The organism is Pseudomonas sp. BP11-1-1 (assembly GCF_052112105.1).
In the GTDB taxonomy this organism is placed as follows: Bacteria; Pseudomonadota; Gammaproteobacteria; order Pseudomonadales; family Pseudomonadaceae; genus Aquipseudomonas; species Aquipseudomonas alvandae.
The window spans coordinates 417,390-436,466 of record NZ_JAUTYU010000004.1; the positions used below are offsets into that span (position 1 = coordinate 417,390).

Sequence of the window (19,077 nt, forward strand, 5' to 3'; positions counted from 1 at the left end):
GTCAGTGCACCGGCAATTCGACGCCGTCGAACAGCTCTTCGAGTTCCTGCTTGTTGTGGCACTGGATGGCCTTGGCCATGACTTCGCGCGTCAGGTGCGGTGCGAACTTCTCGATGAAGTCGCACATGAAGCCACGCAGAAAGGTGCCACGACGGAAGCCGATCTTGGTCACGCTGGACTCGAACAACTCGCTGGCGTCCAACACCACCAGATCACTGTCGAGCTTGGTATCGACGGCCATTTTCGCCACGATGCCCACGCCCAGGCCCAGGCGAACGTAGGTCTTGATCACGTCGGCGTCGGCGGCAGTGAACACCACTTTCGGGGTCAAGCCACGATGACTGAAGGCTTCGTCGAGTTTCGAACGACCGGTGAAACCGAACACGTAGGTCACGATCGGGTACTCGGCCAACGCTTCGAGGGTCAGCTTCGGCAATTTGGTCAGCGGGTGGCCCTGGGGCACCACCACGCAGCGGTTCCAGCGATAGCACGGCATCATCACCAGATCGCCGAACAGCTCCAGGGCTTCGGTGGCAATGGCGAAGTCCACGGTGCCGTCGGCGGCCATCTCGGCGATCTGCATCGGCGAGCCCTGGTGCATGTGCAGCGCGACATCCGGGTATTGCTTGATGAAATTGCTGATCACCGGCGGCAGCGCATAACGGGCCTGGGTGTGAGTGGTCGCGATGGACAGCGTGCCTTTTTTCTCGTTGGAAAATTCCTGGGCAATCTGCTTGATGCTCTCGACCTTGCGCAGGATCTCGCCAGCCGTGGTGATGATGCGTTCACCGGCCGGGGTCACGCGGGTCAGGTGCTTGCCGCTGCGGGCGAAGACTTCGACGCCCAGTTCGTCTTCCAACAGGCGGATCTGCTTGCTGATGCCAGGTTGCGACGTGTAGAGGCTTTGTGCGGTAGCGGAAACGTTGAGGTCGTGGTGCGCCACTTCCCAGATGTAGCGCAATTGTTGAAGCTTCATATGTATCCCTCAAAGCAGTTGGATGCGACGGGCATCAGCGACGGCATATAACTATATGAATGGTTGTATTAATAAATCTAGAACTTTTTATAAAAAAGCCATCATTTAGCCTTAGGCCTCTCCCTGCCGCCGGCGCTGGACCAGCGGCACCAGGTAGACCGGCACCCGGGATAACTGCAATACCCGTGCGGCGGTCCTGCCCAAAGGAGTTTCTCCATTCGCCCCCTGGCAGTGACTGCCTACGATCAACAAATCGACGGAGAGTTTCGCAGCCTGCTCGAGAATGACCTGGGACGGGTCACCCTGGAATACCCTCACCGACTTGATCAGTTGCAAGTCCTGCTGCCCCTCCCCCAACTCCTCGCGAAAGCTGTCCAGTACTCGCTGCTCGATATTGGCCATCACCGTATTCAGACCCTGGCGATGAAATTCGTTCAGCGCCTGCTCGTCCAGATAGCTTTGCAACACCGACTCGGCGAACAGCCCCATCGGTTCCACCGCATGCACTACATACAACTCGGCTTCAAACGTCCGTGCCAACGCCAAGGCATGCTGCATCACATAAGGGGCATAAAGCCCCAGGTCTGTGGCGTACAGCATCGAACGAATCATGTGACCTCCTCGAATGCCAGAATGGCGGAGATTGATTCAGCTTAGCAGCGCGCCAACGAGCGTGACGTGTGGCGTAACGCCTCAAAGTACGGGCGGTCAGAGCTTCACTTCGTTGCTGATGCCATGGGGCACATGCCCGGTGGCAACCACCTCGCGGGCAAGCTCGCAATGGCCGGTCTGGTCATCGAAAAACACGTCGGCGGCAAAGGCTTCGAGGAATGCCGACTTGGTCAGGCCGCCCAGGAACAGCGACTCGTCCAGACGAATATCCCATTCTCGCAGCGTACGGATGACCCGTTCATGGGCCGGCGCCGACCGAGCCGTGACCAATGCCGTGCGGATCGGGCAGGCATCCTCCGGGAATTCGCGCTGCAGGGCATTGAGCGCCGCCAGGAACCCCTTGAACGGCCCGCCTCGCAGTGGCTCGCGCGCGGCTTGGCGTTCACTGGCCTGGAAGGCTTCGAGGCCACCGCTCTGATAGATGCGTTCAGACTCATCGGAAAACAGCACCGCATCACCGTCAAACGCGATGCGCAGCTCCTCGCTGGCGGCACGGCTGGCCCCGCCTGACAGGATCGTTGCCGCCGCAAATCCGGCGTCCAATGCGCTGCGCACATCTTCGGCATGGGTGGAGAGGAACAGGTCGCAGCCGAACGCCTTGAGGTATGGATAAGGACTTCGACCGCCAACGAACGCGGCGCGGGAGATCGCCAGGCCGTAATGATGAATCGAGTTGAACACCCGCAGGCCAGTGTCGGCGCTGTTGCGCGACACCAGGATCACCTCGACACGGGCTCGCCCCAGGTGCTCGTTGAGATTGAGCAATTTCTGTACGAGGGCGAAGGCGTCCCCAGGCTCAAGGACCTCGTCTTCATGCTCGATCTGGTATTGCCGATAGGCCTCGACACCACTGGAAAGATAGACCTTGTGGCTTTCCCTCAGGTCGAACAAGGCTCGCGATGAAATCGCCAGCACCAGTTTGTCGTCGATGTTATTCGCCATGCTGTCCCCCTTCATCCATCAACGATTGCGGCGGTCCAGGAACGCCAGCGCCTGATACAAGGCTTCGATCTTCGGCAAATCGCAGCCCGCCGCCTTCGCCGCTGCCAGTGGCCGGCCGTAGATCGCATCCAGCTCCAACGGCCGTTCATGGGAATAATCGTGATACATGCTCGGCCAATAGTCGGGCATCTTTTCGGTCATCGTAAAGAGATAGTCGGCATACCCTGGTGCGATTTGATGCCCGCAGGCTTGCGCACCGCGTACCACCTCCGCCATCAAGGCCTGGACCAGACCGCGACTGTGGTCATTGGCCATCAACGGCGTGGTGCTGGCGCCCAGCAGCACCGAGAGGCCGTTGTACGGTACGTTCCATACCAGCTTCTGCCAGCGAGCCTGTTGCAGGTCGGGCATGGACTGGGAGTCGATACCCGCGGCACGAAACAACCCAGCCCCCTCCTCGACAATCGCCATGCGTTCGTCCTGGCCCTGGCAAGGACCGCTGTGATAACCGATATTCACCGCGCCAAGGGCCTGATGGGCAACGATGCCCGGCCCGACGCGGTGAACGCAGACCAGGCACAGGCCGCCCAATAAATGCAGTGAGTCGGGCAGTAGCGGTCGCAGATCGTCCTCGACATCGAGACCGTTCTGCAGCAACAGGATTTTTGCACCATCGGCGGCAGCCTGGATGATGGCCGGGGCCAGGTCGGCATTGCTGGTGGTCTTGGCGCCCACCAGCAGCCAGTCGCAAGGCGGCATTTCGTTTGCCGAACGGTACGCCTGGACCGGGTTGAGGGCCAGCGTGCCATGGACTGCGCTGTCGACTCGCAGGCCGCCTTCGGCCACGGCGGCAAATTCACTGCGCAACAAGAAATGCACATCAAAGCCGGCACGTGCCAGCATCACGCCGTAGAAGCCGCCAATCGCCCCGGTGCCGATCATTCCTATTCGCGCTTTTACGCCTGCTTGCATTACCGTAGCCCTCTTTGAAAACAATCCGTGCACACTATCAACGGGGGCCAGACGGCATGCAATCCAGATTGTAAGCAGCCGTGAAATTAATCCCCGGCCTGCCTTCGTAATTAAGGTCATCCAAACACCTGTGGCGAGGGAGCTTGCTCCCGCTGGGACGGTCCGACGCCTCGGGCGGAGCGGCCCCAAGACTTTGCGGTCGCTGCGCAACCGAGCGGGAGCAAGCTCCCTCGCCACGGGTCCATCGCTTTTCTCATGAGAACCTCATTACAGCCAGCCTTCGGGCTCGATGGCCAGACAAATAGGGATTAAACCCGCGCCTGCCCATTGTCGAGCCACCTCCTAACGCGCTAAGGTTCGGCTCCCCGACGCGCTTAAATCCGCTGTGCACCGCCGCGCGGGGATCGCTGGCGGCCGGCACCCGTGACCTGACGAGTAACACGATGGCTGATTTACCGATCAACGACCTTAACGTCGCCTCCAACGAAACCCTCATCACGCCTGACCAGCTCAAGCGCGACATTCCCTTGAGCGACGCTGCCCTGCGCACCGTGACCAAGGGTCGGGAAGTCATCCGCAACATCCTCGACGGCACCGACCATCGCCTGTTCGTGGTCATCGGGCCTTGCTCGATCCATGACATCAAGGCTGCCCACGAATATGCCGAGCGCTTGAAGGTGCTTGCGGCGGAAGTCTCCGACACCTTGTACCTGGTGATGCGGGTGTATTTCGAGAAACCTCGGACGACCGTTGGTTGGAAGGGCCTGATCAACGACCCGTACCTGGACGACTCCTTCAAGATCCAGGACGGCCTGCACATCGGCCGCCAGTTGCTGCTGGACCTGGCCGAAATGGGCCTGCCCACCGCCACCGAAGCCCTGGACCCGATCTCCCCGCAATATTTGCAGGACCTGATCAGCTGGTCGGCCATCGGCGCGCGCACCACCGAATCCCAGACGCACCGCGAAATGGCCTCCGGCCTGTCGTCGGCCGTCGGCTTCAAGAATGGCACTGACGGCGGCCTCACCGTCGCCATCAACGCCTTGCAGTCGGTTTCCAGCCCCCACCGTTTCCTGGGCATCAACCAGGAAGGCGGCGTGTCGATCGTGACCACCAAGGGCAACGCCTACGGCCACGTCGTGCTGCGCGGTGGCAACGGCAAGCCGAACTATGACTCGGTCAGCGTCGCGCTGTGCGAACAGGCGCTGAACAAAGCGAAGATCAAGCCGAACATCATGGTCGATTGCAGCCACGCCAACTCCAACAAGGACCCGGCACTGCAACCGCTGGTGATGGAAAACGTCGCCAACCAGATCCTGGAAGGCAACCAGTCGATCATCGGCCTGATGGTGGAAAGTCATCTGAATTGGGGCTGCCAGGCGATTCCGAAAGACCTCGCCGATTTGCAGTACGGCGTCTCCATCACCGATGCCTGCATCGACTGGAGCGCGACCGAGAAGACCTTGCGCGGCATGCATGCCAAGCTCAAGGATGTGCTGCCTAAGCGTCAGCGCGGCTAAAAGATCGCAGCCTCGTTGCACTCGGCAACTCCTACCCTACATAGCTCCTACACTTTGGAGCGGGGATGTAGGAGCTGGCGAAGCCTGCGACCTTTGCTTCCTTCAGACATAAAAAAACGCCGGGCTTTGCAGCCCGGCGTTTTTTTATGGTGAATTCTTGGTCTATCAAAGCTTCGCCGCGTGGCGCTGGTGGCGCTCCATGTAGCGCTCTACATAGGAGCAGGACGGGATCACCGTGTAGCCCATTTCTTCAGCGAACCGCAGCGCCTCTTCGGTCAACTTCGCGGCGATCCCCCTGCCACGCAATGCGTTGGGCACGAAGGTGCGATAGATGTCCAAGGTCTGCTTGCCCAGGTCCATATAGGTCAGATAGGCACGATGACCGTCCACAATGGTCTCGAACTGATGACCAGCCTGGTCATGGTGGATGGAAACCGCCTCGCTCATCACTACTCCTCGCGGGTCTGAATGCCGACCCCTACCTTACCGATGTTTTTCCGGCGAAGGAACCTCTACGCCACCCCGTGCCAATCCGGTCACCGAGGGCAAAAAACCAGCCGCCCAAACCTGAGCACGTCGTGAATAGTAGGCACCAATGACGCAAATGCTCAAGACACGCCTGTCACTGAAGTGGTGAACCTCGACGGGTTTATCGGTTGAGCCTCACTTTCAAGCGCTAGTCGGTCCAGACGCTATAGCTGAACATCGCCAGTTGTTGAGTCTTGAGACGAGCGCCCGCTGTTAAAGTCACCGCCATTAGCAATAAAAGATCCCTGGCGGACTGCACAAAAAATGAACAAAAGTCCAGGAGAATCAATAAACAACGACTTTTAGCGCCTTCGGTTGAGTTGACCGGTCTGCGGAACTTTTTTTCAGCGGCACGCTCCATTCCCACGGTTGAGGCTGTGTATTTTTTAAACAACCAACAGAAAAGTTGCCTGAAAAAGAATCACCGCCTACAATTTTTTTGCTTCTTGCGCTACGTCAGTTTACTTACTACAAGTAATGAGTAGTATGTACGCCGGCTAACTCCTCACTCTGGGGAGACAGTCACTAAATAGAAAGTCCTTGAAGGGGAACACGATGAACAACGTTCTGAAATTCTCTGCTCTGGCCCTGGCCGCAGTTCTGGCTACCGGTTGCAGCAGCGCATCGAAAGAAACCGAAGCACGTCTGACTGCTACCGAAGACGCAGCAGCTCGCGCCCAAGCTCGTGCAGACGAAGCCTACCGTAAAGCTGATGAAGCTCTGGCTGCTGCTCAAAAAGCACAACAGACTGCTGACGAAGCTAACGAGCGTGCTCTGCGCATGCTGGAAAAAGCTAGCCGCAAGTAATAGTCCTTCGGGATTGTTATCGAGCCGACCCACTAGTGGGTCGGCTTTTTTATTGCCCGGTATTCTCCTGGCGATAAAAAACCCGCCGACATCCTGGAATGTGGGCGGGTTGTCGTAGAGTCGCTTATTGGGTCAGATCGACCGGCGCGCTCGATACCATCGGTGCCGAAGTATTCGGAACGGCAACCTCTACCGGCAGGCCGTCTTCGGCAGCCACCACGTCACGCACCACGTCCCAGTTCATGCGCAAGTTGCTGGTGATGTCTTCCCGCTTGAGCATCGCGTTGATGACCGCGGTGTGCTTGTCCACCACGGACGGGTTGCCCTTGTCGTCCAGCGGCGTATGGGCTTCCAGGTAAACCTTGCCGCCGCTTACGCCCAACTTGTACGGGTCGTTGATGATTCGCACCGAAGTCCCCACCGGCACCATGCTCGCCATTTCCAATACGTTGTTGTTGAACATCCGGAAGCAACCGTGGCTGGTACGCATGCCAATACCGAACTTCTTGTTCGAACCATGGATCAGGTAGCCCGGGGTGCCCAGGGTGAACTTGAACGGGCCCAGCGGGTTGTCAGGGCCGGCCGGTACGACGTTCGGCAGCGGATCGCCATCGGCGGCGTGTTCAGCCTTGATCGAAGCTGGAGGCGTCCAGGTCGGGTTCGGTGTCTTGGCGATGATGCTGGTGTGGGCGATAGGCGAGCCCCAGCCTTCACGGCCGATCCCCAGCGGGAAGGTGTAGACCACGTTCCGCCCCTTGGGGAAATAGTAGAGACGGTATTCGGCGAGGTTGATCACGATCCCTTCGCGCGGGCCTGGCGGCAGGATGAAGCGGGTCGGCAGGACGATTTCGGTGCCCGCGCCCGGCAGCCACGGATCGACCCCAGGGTTGGCCGCGACCATCTCGCTGTAGCCCAGGTCATAGGTGGTGCCCAGGTCGGCGAAGGTGTCTTCGTATTTGGCCTTGATGACCTGCACCTGGCCGACGATGTCTTCACCCGGCGGTGGCAGAGGCAGCTCCAGGGCAGCAACGGGACCAGCCATACACAGGGCGGCAAGAGACAGGCAGCGGGCGACGGCAGGCAAGCGCGGCAACATCCGGGAAATCCTTCGCAGATCGAACAGAGGGTGTGGAAGCGGCGATTGTACACTGCCACCCGTTATTTCGGGGAGAGCGGCGCTGAAGCGCCCGATGCGCAGCATGCCGGGGGATTGAACTGAAACCCTGTGGGAGCGAGCTTGCTCGCGATTGGCGGTGAGCCTGCCTGCACTGTATGGGGCTGTGCCTGCCTATCGCGAGCAAGCTCGTTCCCACAAAAAAGCGATACTTTGAGCCAGGAGGATCACAACTCGAACCGCAACTCCGGCCAGATCGGCGAAGTCCCGCGTTTCTGGGACTCCAGGATTGCCCGGCATAGCGAGCACAGGCGATGATCCTGGAAAATCTTGCGATCGACGCTCGACCAGCGCGGCTGGGCCGGCAGCAGGCTGCCACACAGGGTCCGGTCGGCCGAACCGCCAAGCTCCAACTGCCGGGTCACCAAGTGCACCCGTACTTCCTGACAGGCGAACAGATCCAACTGCTCGTCGGGCTCGATCAGTTGGTAGGCAAACAGGGACCAGGCTGGACGCGGCATCGGGGGCTCCAAATCGGGGGCGCCACATTAGCCGAAACACCGCCTGTAGAAAAGCGTCAAAGCAGCGGTTTCAGCGTCGGCCAGACATTTTCCAGCAACTTGCCCTGGGCCGCGACGGACGGGTGCAATCCGTCGCCTTGCATCATCCCGGGCACGCCCCCGATCTCCTTGAGGAAAAACGGCACCAGCGGCACGTTTTTCTCCTCTGCCAACGTGCTGTAGACCCGCGCGAACGCATCGGTATAGCGGCGTCCATAGTTGGGGGGCAGTTGCATCCCCAGCAAAAGCACTTTCGCCCCACAGGCGCGGGAGCTGTCGATCATCGCTGCAAGGTTTTGTTGCAATTGTGTTGGCGGTTGTCCACGCAAGCCATCGTTGCCTCCCAGTTCCAGGATGACGAGCTCCGGCTTATGGGCTGAAAGCAGCGCCGGCAGCCGTGCCAGCCCACCTGCGCTGGTGTCGCCACTGATCGAAGCATTGACCACCTTTTCGTCGAAACCCTCGGTCTTGAGCCGTTGTTCGAGCAACGACACCCAGCCTTGCCGGGTATCCAGGCCGAAAGCCGCGCTGATACTATCGCCAACGATCAGGACTGTACCCGCCGCTGCGTTCTGGGCCATGCACATCAAGGCCAGGCCGGCACTCAAAAACCACACTCGCATCGGATTCTCCATGGGCTCAAGCATTCTCACCGCGACGGACCTTAGCAAAGTGGTTCCCAGCGCGGAAGGTGAACTGACCATCCTGCACGAACTCAGCCTGGAACTGAACAAAGGCGACAGCCTCGCCATTGTCGGCGCATCCGGTTCCGGCAAATCCACGCTCCTGGGCCTGCTCGCCGGCCTCGATCTGCCCAGCGGCGGTGAAGTCACCCTTGCCGGCCAGGCCCTCAGTACATTGGATGAAGATCAACGGGCCCGCGTGCGCGCCGAACACGTCGGCTTCGTCTTCCAGTCGTTCCAGTTGCTCGACAGCCTCAACGCACTGGAAAACGTCATGCTGCCGCTGGAGCTGGACGGCCGCAAGGACGCCCGCGAGCGCGCCACCCAACTGCTGCAACGTGTGGGGCTTGGCCAGCGGCTGACCCATTCGCCACGCCAGCTCTCCGGCGGTGAACAGCAGCGCGTCGCGATTGCCCGTGCGTTTGCCGCCGAACCCGACGTGCTGTTTGCCGACGAACCCACCGGCAACCTCGACAGCCATACTGGTGAACGCATCAGCGATCTCCTGTTCGAGCTGAACAAGGAACGCGGCACGACCCTGGTGCTGGTCACCCACGACGAACGCCTGGCCCATCGCTGCCGGCGCCTGATCCGACTTGAAGCCGGCCAGATGGTCGCGCCCCTGGAGCCTTGATGGCACGCTTGCCCCTGTTGCGCCTGTTCAGTCTTGCCGTCCGCCAGTTGCTGCGCGATGCCCGCGCCGGTGAACTGCGCGTGCTGTTCTTCGCCCTGCTGGTGGCCGTGGCGGCGAGCACCGCCATCGGTTATTTCGGTGCCCGGCTCAATGGCGCGATGATGATGCGCGCCACCGAATTCCTCGGCGCCGACCTTTTGCTCGAAGGCAGTTCCCCTGCCCGCCCGGAACAGATCCGCAGCGGCACCGAGCTGGGCCTGGAACATGCTCGTGTGGTCGAGTTCTCCAGCGTGGTCGCCACCGACAACGGCATCCAGCTGTCCAGCGTCAAGGCAGCCGATGACATCTACCCTTTGCGTGGCGAGTTGAAAAGCGCCCCGGCCCCTTTCGCCCCGGAAGAAACCGGTGGACGACCGGCCCCAGGGGAAGCCTGGGTGGAAGCACGCCTGTTGACGGCACTGGACCTGAAGATTGGCGACAGCATCGATGTCGGCAACAAGACCCTGCGCCTGAGCCGGGTGCTGACCTACGAACCGGATCGCGCCGGTAATTTCTACAGCCTGACGCCTCGGGTCATGATCAATCTCCAGGACCTGGATGCCACGGGCGTGGTGCAACCGGGCAGCCGGGTCAGCTATCGCGACCTGTGGCGCGGTCCGGCGCCGGCATTGCAGACCTATCGCGACCTGGTCAAGCCAGGCCTGGAACCCAACCAGCGCTTGCAAGACGCCCGGGATGGCAATCGACAGATCGGCGGTGCTCTGGGCAAGGCCGAGCGCTACCTGAACATGGCCAGCCTGGTGGCGGTGTTGCTGTCCGGCGTCGCCGTCGCCCTCTCGGCCAACCGCTTCGCCACCCGCCGCTTCGATGCGAGTGCGCTGTTGCGCTGCCTGGGCCTGTCCCGCCGCGAAACCATGGTGCTGTTCAGCCTGCAACTGGCAATGCTGGGCCTGTTGGCGAGCATCAGCGGCGCGCTGCTTGGCTGGATCGCCCAGTTGGGGTTGTTTGCCTTGCTGCATGACCTGCTGCCCACCACCGTGCCGCCAGGCGGGATGCTGCCGGCCATTGCCGGGATCGGCACCGGGCTGGTGGCCCTGGCGGGGTTCGCCTTGCCCCCGCTCGCCGCCCTGGGTCGGGTACCACCGCTGCGCGTGTTGCGACGGGACATGCTGCCGATCCCTTCCAGCAGTTGGGTCGTCTACGGCGCCGCATTGGGCGCGCTTGGGCTGATCATGTGGCGCCTGAGCCTGGACCTGGTGCTGACCTTCGCCTTGCTCGGTGGTGGTGTGATTGCTGCGCTGGTGCTTGGCGGCTTGCTGTTACTGGCGTTGCAAAGCCTGCGCAGGATGCTGGCGCGTGCCTCGCTGCCCTGGCGGCTGGGGCTCGGCCAACTGCTGCGTCATCCCCTGGCGGCTGCCGGCCAGGCGTTGGCGTTCGGCCTGATCCTGCTGTCCATGGCCCTGATTGCGCTGCTGCGCGGCGAGTTGCTGGACACCTGGCAAAACCAGCTGCCGAAAAACGCGCCGAACTATTTTGCCCTGAACATCCTGCCCAACGACAAGCAGGCGTTCACCGACAAACTGGTCGCTCTGTCGGCGCAATCGGCCCCTCTCTATCCTGTGGTACCCGGGCGACTGATCAGCATCAATGGCGAGCCGGCCACGGAGTTCGTCACCAAGGACTCGGCAGGTGACCGGGCACTGCAGCGAGACCTGAGCCTGACCTGGGCTGAGGATTTGCCGGCGGGCAACGTCGTGACTGCCGGGTCCTGGTGGTCGCAGCAGCCGTCGGACGATATCCCGGGAGTTTCGGTCGAAGGCAAGGTCGCCGATAACCTCAAGATCAAGTTGGGCGACCGCCTGGTGTTCAGCGTTGGCGGCGTCAATCGGGAAGCGAAGGTCACCAGCTTGCGGGAGATCAACTGGGACAATTTCCAGCCGAACTTCTTCATGATCTTCCAGCCCGGTACCCTGAAGGATCTGCCGGCCACCTACCTCACCAGTTTTTATCTGGCGCCCGGCCACGATCAACAGATCGTCGACCTGTCCCGGGCCTTTCCGGCGGTCACGATCCTGCAAGTCGAAGCCTTGCTGGAACAGCTGCGCAGTATCCTGGCCCAAGTGACGCTGGCCGTGGAGTATGTCTTGCTGTTCGTACTGGCGGCGGGCATGGCCGTGCTGTTCTCGGGCTTGCAGGCCACCCTCGACGAAAGGATCCGGCAAGGCGCATTGCTACGCGCCCTGGGCGCCGAGCGGCCGCTGCTGACCAAGGCCCGGCGCATCGAGTTCGGCTTGCTGGGTGCGGTCAGCGGCTTGCTGGCAGCCCTGGGTTCGGAACTGGTGAGCCTGGTCCTCTACCGCTATGCCCTCGACTTGCCTTGGCATCCACACCCATGGCTGCTGGTGCTGCCGTTGGTGGGAGCATTGCTGATCGGTGGCGCAGGTGTATTCGGTACCCGTCGAGCGCTCAACGCCAGCCCGCTGACAGTGTTGCGCGAGGGTTGATAGACTTCGGGCCTCGTCATCAAAAGAAGTCGCCATGAGTCGCTATCGCCCTCCCCGCACCGCCGGCACCGCGCTGATCACCCCCGAGGGTGAAGCGCGGATGCGTGCCGAACTTCATGAACTCTGGCACGTGCGCCGCCCCCAGGTGACCCAGTCGGTCAGCGAGGCGGCGGCCCAGGGCGATCGCTCGGAGAACGCCGAGTACACCTACGGCAAGAAGATGCTCCGGGAAATCGACAGTCGCGTGCGTTTCCTCACCAAACGCCTCGAAGCACTCAAAGTCGTCAGTGAAAAGCCCAGTGACCCGAACAAGGTTTACTTCGGTGCCTGGGTCACTGTGGAGGACGAGGATGGCAACGAGTCGCGCTATCGCATCGTCGGGCCCGATGAACTGGATTTAAAACAACATCTGATCAGTATCGATTCGCCGCTCGCCCGGGCATTGATTGGCAAAGCCCTGGATGCCGAAGTCCGAGTCCAGACACCTGCCGGAGAACAACTGATCTATATCACCCGCATCGAATACCTATAACCAACCTGATTACAACTTCTACAGCAACGAAACATTGAAGTACAAGACAGAGACATTCTTGGTTTGACTTCAACTTGCCCATGCAGGAAATTAAATGTGCGCCAGACGCGCACTTTTAATTAATCACCTGATTATTCAAGGATGAATAACATGAACGCAAACTTCAGCGACCGCTGGATGGATAACACACCGGGCATTTATAAACTTCGTATCGATGAATTGATCCTGCCCGGCACGCATGACTCGGGGTCTGACAAGCAAGCTTCGAAAATGATGCTGCCCAACGAAATCACCCAGGACGTGCCTGTCCGCGATCAGATCATGCGGGGATTTCGGGTGCTCGACTTGCGTGTAGAGCTTTTCCCTGGCCAACCCATCGGCCATCCACGTCGTTTTCAGCTGTATCACCTCACCGCTTCTGGCCGCACCGTGGCCGACGATGTGCTTGGCGCGCTCAATGCCTTCTATGCGGACCCCGGACGCCAGAATGAAATAATCATTTTAAACTTCCATCAGTTCAAGAATTTTACCGAGGCGTCGCATGAAGAACTCCACGCCTTGATCGATCAAAAGATTGGGCACCGATTAGTACCGTACCCTCAAAGGTATCTTACACTGGAGCAACTACGACAACAGATGCCTGGAAAGAGCGTGGTCATTTCCTATAACTGGCGCTCCGGAGACGGTTACTGGCCCGGTGTCGAACAACAATGGATCGGGGAGAACTACATAAGCACTTCGACACTGAAAGTCTTCATGGACGAAGCCAGTTCCAAGCCCAAAAGGCCCTACGCTCTGCGTGCCATTCAATGCGCCAAATATACCGGCCTTTACGTCCCGGACGATTTCAGCGACAAAGTGGACCTCTGGTTCGCGTCCAAGGACAGCGAGAGCTATATCCAGCGCTTCCATATCATCAACACTGACTGGTCGACACGAAGCAACATCGTGCTCAACTGCATGCACGCCAACCAATTCAGGGCCCAGGCCAAAGGCTGACGCCCTTAACGGCGTGTAATCAGCCCTTGCCTGGCTACACGGGTCAGTTGCTTGATCATTTCGGGAGCTTCCGCCCCCGTAGGGGACTGGATGACGGCCAAGTCGAAACTGTCATTGGCGAAACGCGCCAATGACTCGCCGTCCTCGACAAACTGGATGAGGAAAGCCGCCGGGCCATGGCTACGCCGCGGCCAGCCGTCGAGATAACGCAACAGCGTCGGCTGGTGAGTACCGCCGAGGAGAATTTTGGGGTTGCGTCGGACAAGGTTCGCCGTGATTGGCGCAAGACGTACAAGGGGGCTGGGTGTGTTCATCGTGTCGTGTCTCTGCCTCAAAAGTCTGCATGGCAGGTGAGAGGCAACACCGAACCAGCGCTTTAGCGGTATTTCGAAGCCGTGTTTCCTGGCTTCTATCGGCAACTGGATGAGTCACCTGGCGCCCCGCAAGTAGCTGTTTAAATCGGCGCATGAGCGGCATCCTAGAGAAGCCAACCGGGCAGTGTCAAGAATCGCCGCCCACAAAAAAGGCCCGTACTGGACGGGCCTCGATGATTCAAGCGAGCGATCAGCCAGCAATGGCCCGATCCACGGACAGCTTGCCTGCGCCTTCGATCAGCACCGCGACACTGCCCGCCAGCAAGGCCAAGGCAAACTCGTAACCGTTGTTGGCCATGAACAGACCATTACCGATGTGCACGGAGAAAATCGCAACCAGCGACAAGATTGCCAGCCCCAATGCCGCCGGGCGCACCAACAGACCGATGATCAAAGCCAGCCCGGCAAAGAACTCAGTGCCGCCCGCCAAGGTTGCCATCAGGTAACCCGGAGCCAGGCCAATGCTTTCCATCCATTGCGCCGTCCCTGCCAGGCCATAACCGCCAAACAGACCAAACAGCTTTTGCGAACCGTGGGCGGCGAAGATGATCCCTACGACGACGCGCAAAACAGTCAGGCCGTAGCCAGCACGGGAGGACAATACTTTGTTGATGAGAGTGCTCATGGGGTGCATTCCTTGGTGTATGTGTGGTTGGACGCCATATTAATCGAATAATCTTATCTGAATAGCGCAAAATATCCGCCATAACAATCAAATTACTCGATCACTTCCGCAAAACCACCTCTCGTTCCTGGGACTCCAGCGACTCTCGCTCCCGGTCAAACGCCAGATAGTATTTATTCACACTATTAACGTAGCTGACGGCGCCCATTCCCACCTGCTCCATGGCGATTCGCTCGACCTGGAAAAACCACTGGTCAGGATTCAGGCCTCGCCGCCGGGCCTCGGCACGCATGCCTTGCACGCGCTCGGGGCCCATGTTGTAGGCAGCGAGGACAAACGCCATCCGCTCGCGCTCGTTGAGCTTGGAGCTGGCGAAGAACTTGCGGCGGATCATGGCCAGGTATTTGGCACCGGCCTGCACATTGGCATCCAGGTCCTGGATGTTATCGACTCCAACCCGCTGGGCCGCAGACGGCGTAATCTGCATCAGGCCCGTCGGGGCGCCACCGCTGCGCGCCTTGGGTTGCAGGGCTGATTCCTTGAACGCCAGGGCCGCCAGGTTCAGCCAGTCCATGCCTTGGGCCTGGGCATGCTTCTGCAGGACCGGGCGCAGTTTTTCCAGGCGCTGGCGATCGGCCCGGGCCAGCGGATAGTGGACCTGATACAAGCGGCGGTAGATGCGCAGGAATGCAGCGTCCTCATTGGCGGGTACTTTATAGGTCGCCAGGAACCGGTCGATGCTCGCTCGTAACATCGCGGCGTCGCGACGAACGAACCAATGTTCGTCACTTGGCTCGCCGATGAGCACCTGGCGGTCAAAGCGCAGCTTAGGAAGGATCTTGCCCCAGCGTTCGGCGATTGGTTGCTCGACGATGGTCAGGTGGAAGATTCCGCCCTGGACCATTTCCAGCACGTCCTCCACTGCCAGCGTGGGATCGACCCATTCGATCTTCACCGCAGGCAACTTCAGCAACGCCAGCTTCTGGTTGATCTGGCTGACCGCGTCGCCCGCCGCGCTGCCGTTGGGCAAGGCCAGGGTCTTGCCAGACAATTGTTCGACGCGGGTATAACGCTTCTCGCCCTTGATGCCCACCAACAGCAGGGGCACATCGGTACGAATCGGATCACTGGCGCTGACCGCATGGCCCGCTTGTGGCTCAAGCAATTCGCCAGGGGCCACCAGGTCGCCCTCCCCACGCTGCAAGGCACCGAGCAACTGGTCCTTGGCTTTGGGAATGATCTTGAGGGTAATTTCCTGGCCATCCCGGGCATGGCCATTGAGGTACTGCTCGAAAGCACGCAACCGATGATATTCGACGCCGATGGGTTGGCCCTGGACTTCGCCGGAACTGTTGCGGCTCTGATTGACCAATACTCTCAACACCCGGCTGCTGCGTATTTGCGCCAGGTCGCGCGTGGTTCCCGGCGCAACGGCCTGCACCGGCCCAGGCAGCCGGGCGTCGGCCGGCATCGGCAACAGCAGCGAACAACACAACAGTAGCAACACCTGGGGACGTGTCATCCACTCTCCGGAACGATACTGGCGAGCCAATCGCCTCGCAAAAGCGAGACCGGGTCGACAGAAACAGAGCACCTTGGGGCGCTGAAAAGTGCGAAAGACTGGCACAGCGATGGCATTTGCACCACCCCGACCTGTCTCGTGGCCTCAACAGACAGCTCCAACTCGTTGTAGTTCTTGGCTTTTCTTGTATTTCTACAGCTCTGATATGCTTTCCGCCCTTTGGGCCGAGGTAGCACCATGCAACTCATCGATATCGGCGTCAACCTGACCAACCCCAGTTTCGCCGACAAACACCAGGCCGTGCTTGAGCGCGCCTATGAAGCCGGGGTCTGCCAATTGGTGTTGACCGGTACCAGCATCGAGGGCAGCGAACAGGCGCTCGAACTGTGCCAGCATCTCGATGAAGACGGGCAACGACTGTTTTCCACCGCCGGTATCCACCCCCACAGCGCCAGCGACTGGACCGCCGACAGTGCCCGGCACCTGAAGGATCTGCTCAAGCAGGACCGCGCCCGCGCGGTGGGTGAATGCGGATTGGACTTCAACCGTGATTTTTCTCCGCGCCCCCAGCAGGAAAAAGTCCTGGAGGAGCACCTTGCCCTCGCCGTCGAGTTGCAATTGCCAGTCTTCCTTCATGAGCGCGACGCCGACCAGCGCCTGCTGGAAATCCTCCGGGATTTCCGTGACCGATTGCCCGCCGCGGTGGTGCATTGCTTTACCGGCGAGAAGAAAGCGCTGTTCAGCTACCTCGACCTGGATCTGCACATCGGTATCACCGGGTGGATCTGCGATGAGCGCCGGGGCACGCATTTGCATCCCTTGGTGCGCGAGATTCCCCGCGGCCGGCTGATGCTCGAAAGCGATGCGCCGTACCTGCTGCCACGCACCCTGCGGCCCAAACCGAAGAACGGTCGCAACGAACCGGCCTACCTGACGGAAGTGTTGCGCGAAGTGGCCTTGCACCGGGGCGAAACCCAGGAAGACCTGGCGGCCCACAGCACGGCCTGCGCCCGGGCGTTTTTTGGGTTGCCCGACATCTCAGATTGAACGCATCCCATGTGGGAGCGGGCTTGCTCGCGAAGGCGGTGGTTCAGCCAGCACAGCAGTAACTGACCCAACGCCTTCGCGAGCAAGCCCGCTCCCACAACGACTCGCCGATATCCGTTGACCCACATCAAAACCCAGCCCTCCGAATAGCAGCACAATACTGGCACCTTGCCAAAACTGTTTCCGCTATCAGAGAAGACCTTCCATGGGTGCCTGGCTTAGCAATATTTCGCTGAAATACAAATTCTGGGCGGTCAACGCCGTCGCCTTCGCCACCACATTGCTCCTGGTGCTCTATGCCATGCACCTTGAACAGCAGGTCCGAGGGGTGAGCCTGGGCCAGGTCTTCGGCGAACGGTTCGGTCAATACGCCATGGCGGTGTTCGTGCTGATGCTGGCGATGCTTGGCGCGTCGCAATTGCTGATCCGCTTTCTGCTCAGTCAGCTCAACACCTTGAAAGACGTGATGCTGCACGTGGAGAAAACCGGTGACCTGTCTGCCCGCGTGCCGTTGGCCTGCAAGGACGAAGTGGGCCAGATGGCCGCTGCGTTCAATGCCATGCAGGCCGGCTATCAACGCGTGGTCGATACCGTTGCCAGCACCGCGCGGCAACTGGACAGTGGCGCGGCGCGACTGGCGTCGAGCATGAACGAAGTACGCCACGGCATGCTCGGCCAGCAGAGCGAAACCGATCAGGCCGCCACGGCGATCAACGAAATGTCGGCCACGGTTTATCACATCGCCCAGCACGCCGGCGCCACCCGCGACCTGTCGAAAACCACCGACACCCTGGCCGGAAATGGTCGCGAAGTGGTCAGCCGCGTGCAGCATTCGATCACCGGACTGTCGACCGGCGTCCAGCAGACCGCCGAAATGATCCAGCGCCTGGCCGAAGACAGCCAGAAGATCAACGGCGTGGTCAGTGTGATCCACAGCATCGCCGAGCAAACCAACCTGCTGGCGCTCAATGCGGCCATCGAAGCGGCCCGTGCCGGCGAGATGGGACGGGGCTTTGCCGTGGTGGCCGACGAGGTGCGCAACCTGGCCAAGCGGGTCCAGACCTCGACGGATGAAATCACTACCATGGTCTCGGCCCTGCAGGCGGGAACCCGCGATGCGGTGGATTTCATGCAGGAAAGTTCGCACAAGGCCGACGACTGCGTGCAACAGGCTTGCGAGGCCGGAGAGGCACTGGCGCAGATCACCGAGGCGGTGGCGCAGATGCGCGAGAGCAACACCCAGATCGCCGTCGCGGCTGAACAGCAGAGCCATGTCGCCGAAGAAATGAACCGGGCGGTGGTGAGTATTCGCGACGTGACCGAAAACACCGTGCGCCAGACCGTGGAGTCGGCGACCACCAGTCATGAACTGGCCACGTTGGCGGGAGAATTGAACAAAGCGATCGGGCAGTTGAAACTCTAAATATTGAATTTCCGGGTGTGCCTTTGTGGCGAGGGGATTCATCCCCGCTGGGCTGCGAAGCAGCCCCCGAATCCGGTGCTTTGTTAGATCAGGTTGATCGCATCCAGGTATTTGGGGGGCGCTCCGCACCCCAACGGGGATGAATCCCCTCGCCACAAAAAGTCTTTTCGCTATCAGCGCCTATCGCGATGATAGCCAACCGCGATTCGCCGCCCTGCCCGGCCCGACCTATCCTTGGGTTATTCGGTTTCACGGACTCAAGGAACAGCATCATGGGCAAACGTCACCCCAACCTTCCAGCCTGGCAATGGCGCGCCTACCCTGAAAATCATCGCCACCCGACCAACCTGGTCTTGCACCTGATCGCGGTGCCGCTGTTCATCGTTGCGTTTTTGCTGATTGTGTCGGGTGTGTTCAGCCTGAGCCTGGGCGATGTCGCCATCGGGGTGATCGGCGTACTCGCCGCGCTGGGCTTGCAACGCCACGGCCATAGCCTGGAAACACAGGCTTCCGAACCATTCAGTGATCGCAAAGACGCCGCGTCGCGCCTGCTGGTGGAGCAATTCCTGACCTTTCCCCGGTTCTTCCTCAGCGGCGGATGGTGGCGCGCCTGGCGCGATCGCCACCACCATTGAAGAACCAT

20 protein-coding genes are annotated in these 19,077 nt (G+C 60.3%); 9 read left to right on the forward strand and 11 right to left on the reverse strand.

Features of this window, described 5'->3' with window-relative positions:
* Position 1 precedes the first annotated feature (1 nt).
* From cysB to Q7C33_RS11540, 4 genes are all read right to left on the reverse strand, one after another.
* The gene (gene cysB / locus Q7C33_RS11525; RefSeq protein ID WP_003199376.1) at positions 2-976 is read right to left on the reverse strand and encodes an HTH-type transcriptional regulator CysB; all 975 of its coding nucleotides are present in this window, start codon (positions 974-976) and stop codon (positions 2-4) included.
* 111 nt (positions 977-1,087) lie between these two features.
* Entirely contained in the window at positions 1,088-1,588 is a 501-nt protein-coding gene (locus Q7C33_RS11530; RefSeq protein ID WP_030141871.1) for a universal stress protein, read from the reverse strand.
* A gap of 96 nt (positions 1,589-1,684) precedes the next feature.
* Positions 1,685-2,590, reverse strand: coding sequence for a 5'-nucleotidase (locus Q7C33_RS11535; RefSeq protein WP_030141870.1), 906 nt, complete (start codon positions 2,588-2,590; stop codon positions 1,685-1,687).
* A gap of 18 nt (positions 2,591-2,608) precedes the next feature.
* Positions 2,609-3,562, reverse strand: coding sequence for a putative 2-dehydropantoate 2-reductase (locus Q7C33_RS11540; RefSeq protein WP_407683408.1), 954 nt, complete (start codon positions 3,560-3,562; stop codon positions 2,609-2,611).
* Between the two features lie 443 nt (positions 3,563-4,005).
* On the opposite strand from Q7C33_RS11540, the gene Q7C33_RS11545 reads away from it, so the two are divergent.
* On the forward strand, positions 4,006-5,082 hold the full coding sequence (locus Q7C33_RS11545) for a 3-deoxy-7-phosphoheptulonate synthase (protein ID WP_030141868.1): 1,077 nt from the start codon (positions 4,006-4,008) through the stop codon (positions 5,080-5,082).
* 165 nt (positions 5,083-5,247) lie between these two features.
* On the opposite strand, the gene Q7C33_RS11550 is transcribed toward Q7C33_RS11545, so the two are convergent.
* Positions 5,248-5,529 (reverse strand): GNAT family N-acetyltransferase, encoded by a 282-nt coding sequence (locus Q7C33_RS11550; protein WP_030141867.1) that lies wholly within the window; start codon positions 5,527-5,529, stop codon positions 5,248-5,250.
* Between the two features lie 636 nt (positions 5,530-6,165).
* Here Q7C33_RS11550 and oprI point away from each other — a divergent pair.
* Positions 6,166-6,417, forward strand: a complete 252-nt coding sequence (gene oprI / locus Q7C33_RS11555) for an outer membrane lipoprotei OprI (protein ID WP_011335311.1) — start codon at positions 6,166-6,168, stop codon at positions 6,415-6,417.
* Between the two features lie 124 nt (positions 6,418-6,541).
* Here oprI and Q7C33_RS11560 read toward each other — a convergent pair whose 3' ends face one another.
* From Q7C33_RS11560 to Q7C33_RS11570, 3 genes are all read right to left on the reverse strand, one after another.
* Positions 6,542-7,513, reverse strand: a complete 972-nt coding sequence (locus tag Q7C33_RS11560; protein WP_030141866.1) for a L,D-transpeptidase family protein — start codon at positions 7,511-7,513, stop codon at positions 6,542-6,544.
* Between the two features lie 245 nt (positions 7,514-7,758).
* A complete protein-coding gene (locus Q7C33_RS11565) occupies positions 7,759-8,052 on the reverse strand; it encodes a hypothetical protein (RefSeq protein WP_003199347.1) in 294 nt (97 codons plus the stop codon).
* 56 nt (positions 8,053-8,108) lie between these two features.
* On the reverse strand, positions 8,109-8,714 hold the full coding sequence (locus tag Q7C33_RS11570; RefSeq protein WP_407683409.1) for an arylesterase: 606 nt from the start codon (positions 8,712-8,714) through the stop codon (positions 8,109-8,111).
* A 10-nt stretch (positions 8,715-8,724) separates the two neighbouring features.
* Between Q7C33_RS11570 and Q7C33_RS11575 the strand changes: the two genes are divergently transcribed.
* From Q7C33_RS11575 to Q7C33_RS11590, 4 genes are all read left to right on the forward strand, one after another.
* Entirely contained in the window at positions 8,725-9,408 is a 684-nt protein-coding gene (locus Q7C33_RS11575; protein WP_030141863.1) for an ABC transporter ATP-binding protein, read from the forward strand.
* A complete protein-coding gene (locus Q7C33_RS11580; protein ID WP_030141862.1) occupies positions 9,408-11,912 on the forward strand; it encodes an ABC transporter permease in 2,505 nt (834 codons plus the stop codon). The genes Q7C33_RS11575 and Q7C33_RS11580 overlap by 1 nt, the downstream gene beginning before the upstream one ends.
* Before the next feature lie 34 nt (positions 11,913-11,946).
* Positions 11,947-12,444: a transcription elongation factor GreB gene (greB, locus tag Q7C33_RS11585; protein ID WP_030141861.1), complete on the forward strand. Its 498-nt coding sequence runs from the start codon at positions 11,947-11,949 to the stop codon at positions 12,442-12,444.
* Between the two features lie 150 nt (positions 12,445-12,594).
* Complete coding sequence (locus Q7C33_RS11590; RefSeq protein WP_407683410.1) at positions 12,595-13,443, forward strand: hypothetical protein; 849 nt, start codon at positions 12,595-12,597, stop codon at positions 13,441-13,443.
* A 5-nt stretch (positions 13,444-13,448) separates the two neighbouring features.
* Here the strand turns inward: Q7C33_RS11590 and Q7C33_RS11595 are convergent, their stop codons facing one another.
* From Q7C33_RS11595 to Q7C33_RS11605, 3 genes are all read right to left on the reverse strand, one after another.
* Entirely contained in the window at positions 13,449-13,757 is a 309-nt protein-coding gene (locus Q7C33_RS11595) for a hypothetical protein (RefSeq protein WP_030141859.1), read from the reverse strand.
* Between the two features lie 250 nt (positions 13,758-14,007).
* On the reverse strand, positions 14,008-14,442 hold the full coding sequence (locus tag Q7C33_RS11600) for a DoxX family protein (RefSeq protein WP_030141858.1): 435 nt from the start codon (positions 14,440-14,442) through the stop codon (positions 14,008-14,010).
* Positions 14,443-14,542: 100 nt separating this feature from the next.
* Positions 14,543-15,964, reverse strand: a complete 1,422-nt coding sequence (locus Q7C33_RS11605; protein ID WP_198797288.1) for a transglycosylase SLT domain-containing protein — start codon at positions 15,962-15,964, stop codon at positions 14,543-14,545.
* 237 nt (positions 15,965-16,201) lie between these two features.
* Between Q7C33_RS11605 and Q7C33_RS11610 the strand changes: the two genes are divergently transcribed.
* From Q7C33_RS11610 to Q7C33_RS11620, 3 genes are all read left to right on the forward strand, one after another.
* Positions 16,202-17,011, forward strand: a complete 810-nt coding sequence (locus Q7C33_RS11610; RefSeq protein WP_198797289.1) for a TatD family hydrolase — start codon at positions 16,202-16,204, stop codon at positions 17,009-17,011.
* A gap of 205 nt (positions 17,012-17,216) precedes the next feature.
* Entirely contained in the window at positions 17,217-18,434 is a 1,218-nt protein-coding gene (locus Q7C33_RS11615; RefSeq protein ID WP_217860024.1) for a methyl-accepting chemotaxis protein, read from the forward strand.
* A 272-nt stretch (positions 18,435-18,706) separates the two neighbouring features.
* The gene (locus Q7C33_RS11620; RefSeq protein WP_030141854.1) at positions 18,707-19,069 is read left to right on the forward strand and encodes an Mpo1-like protein; all 363 of its coding nucleotides are present in this window, start codon (positions 18,707-18,709) and stop codon (positions 19,067-19,069) included.
* The last annotated feature ends 8 nt before the right edge of the window (positions 19,070-19,077 follow it).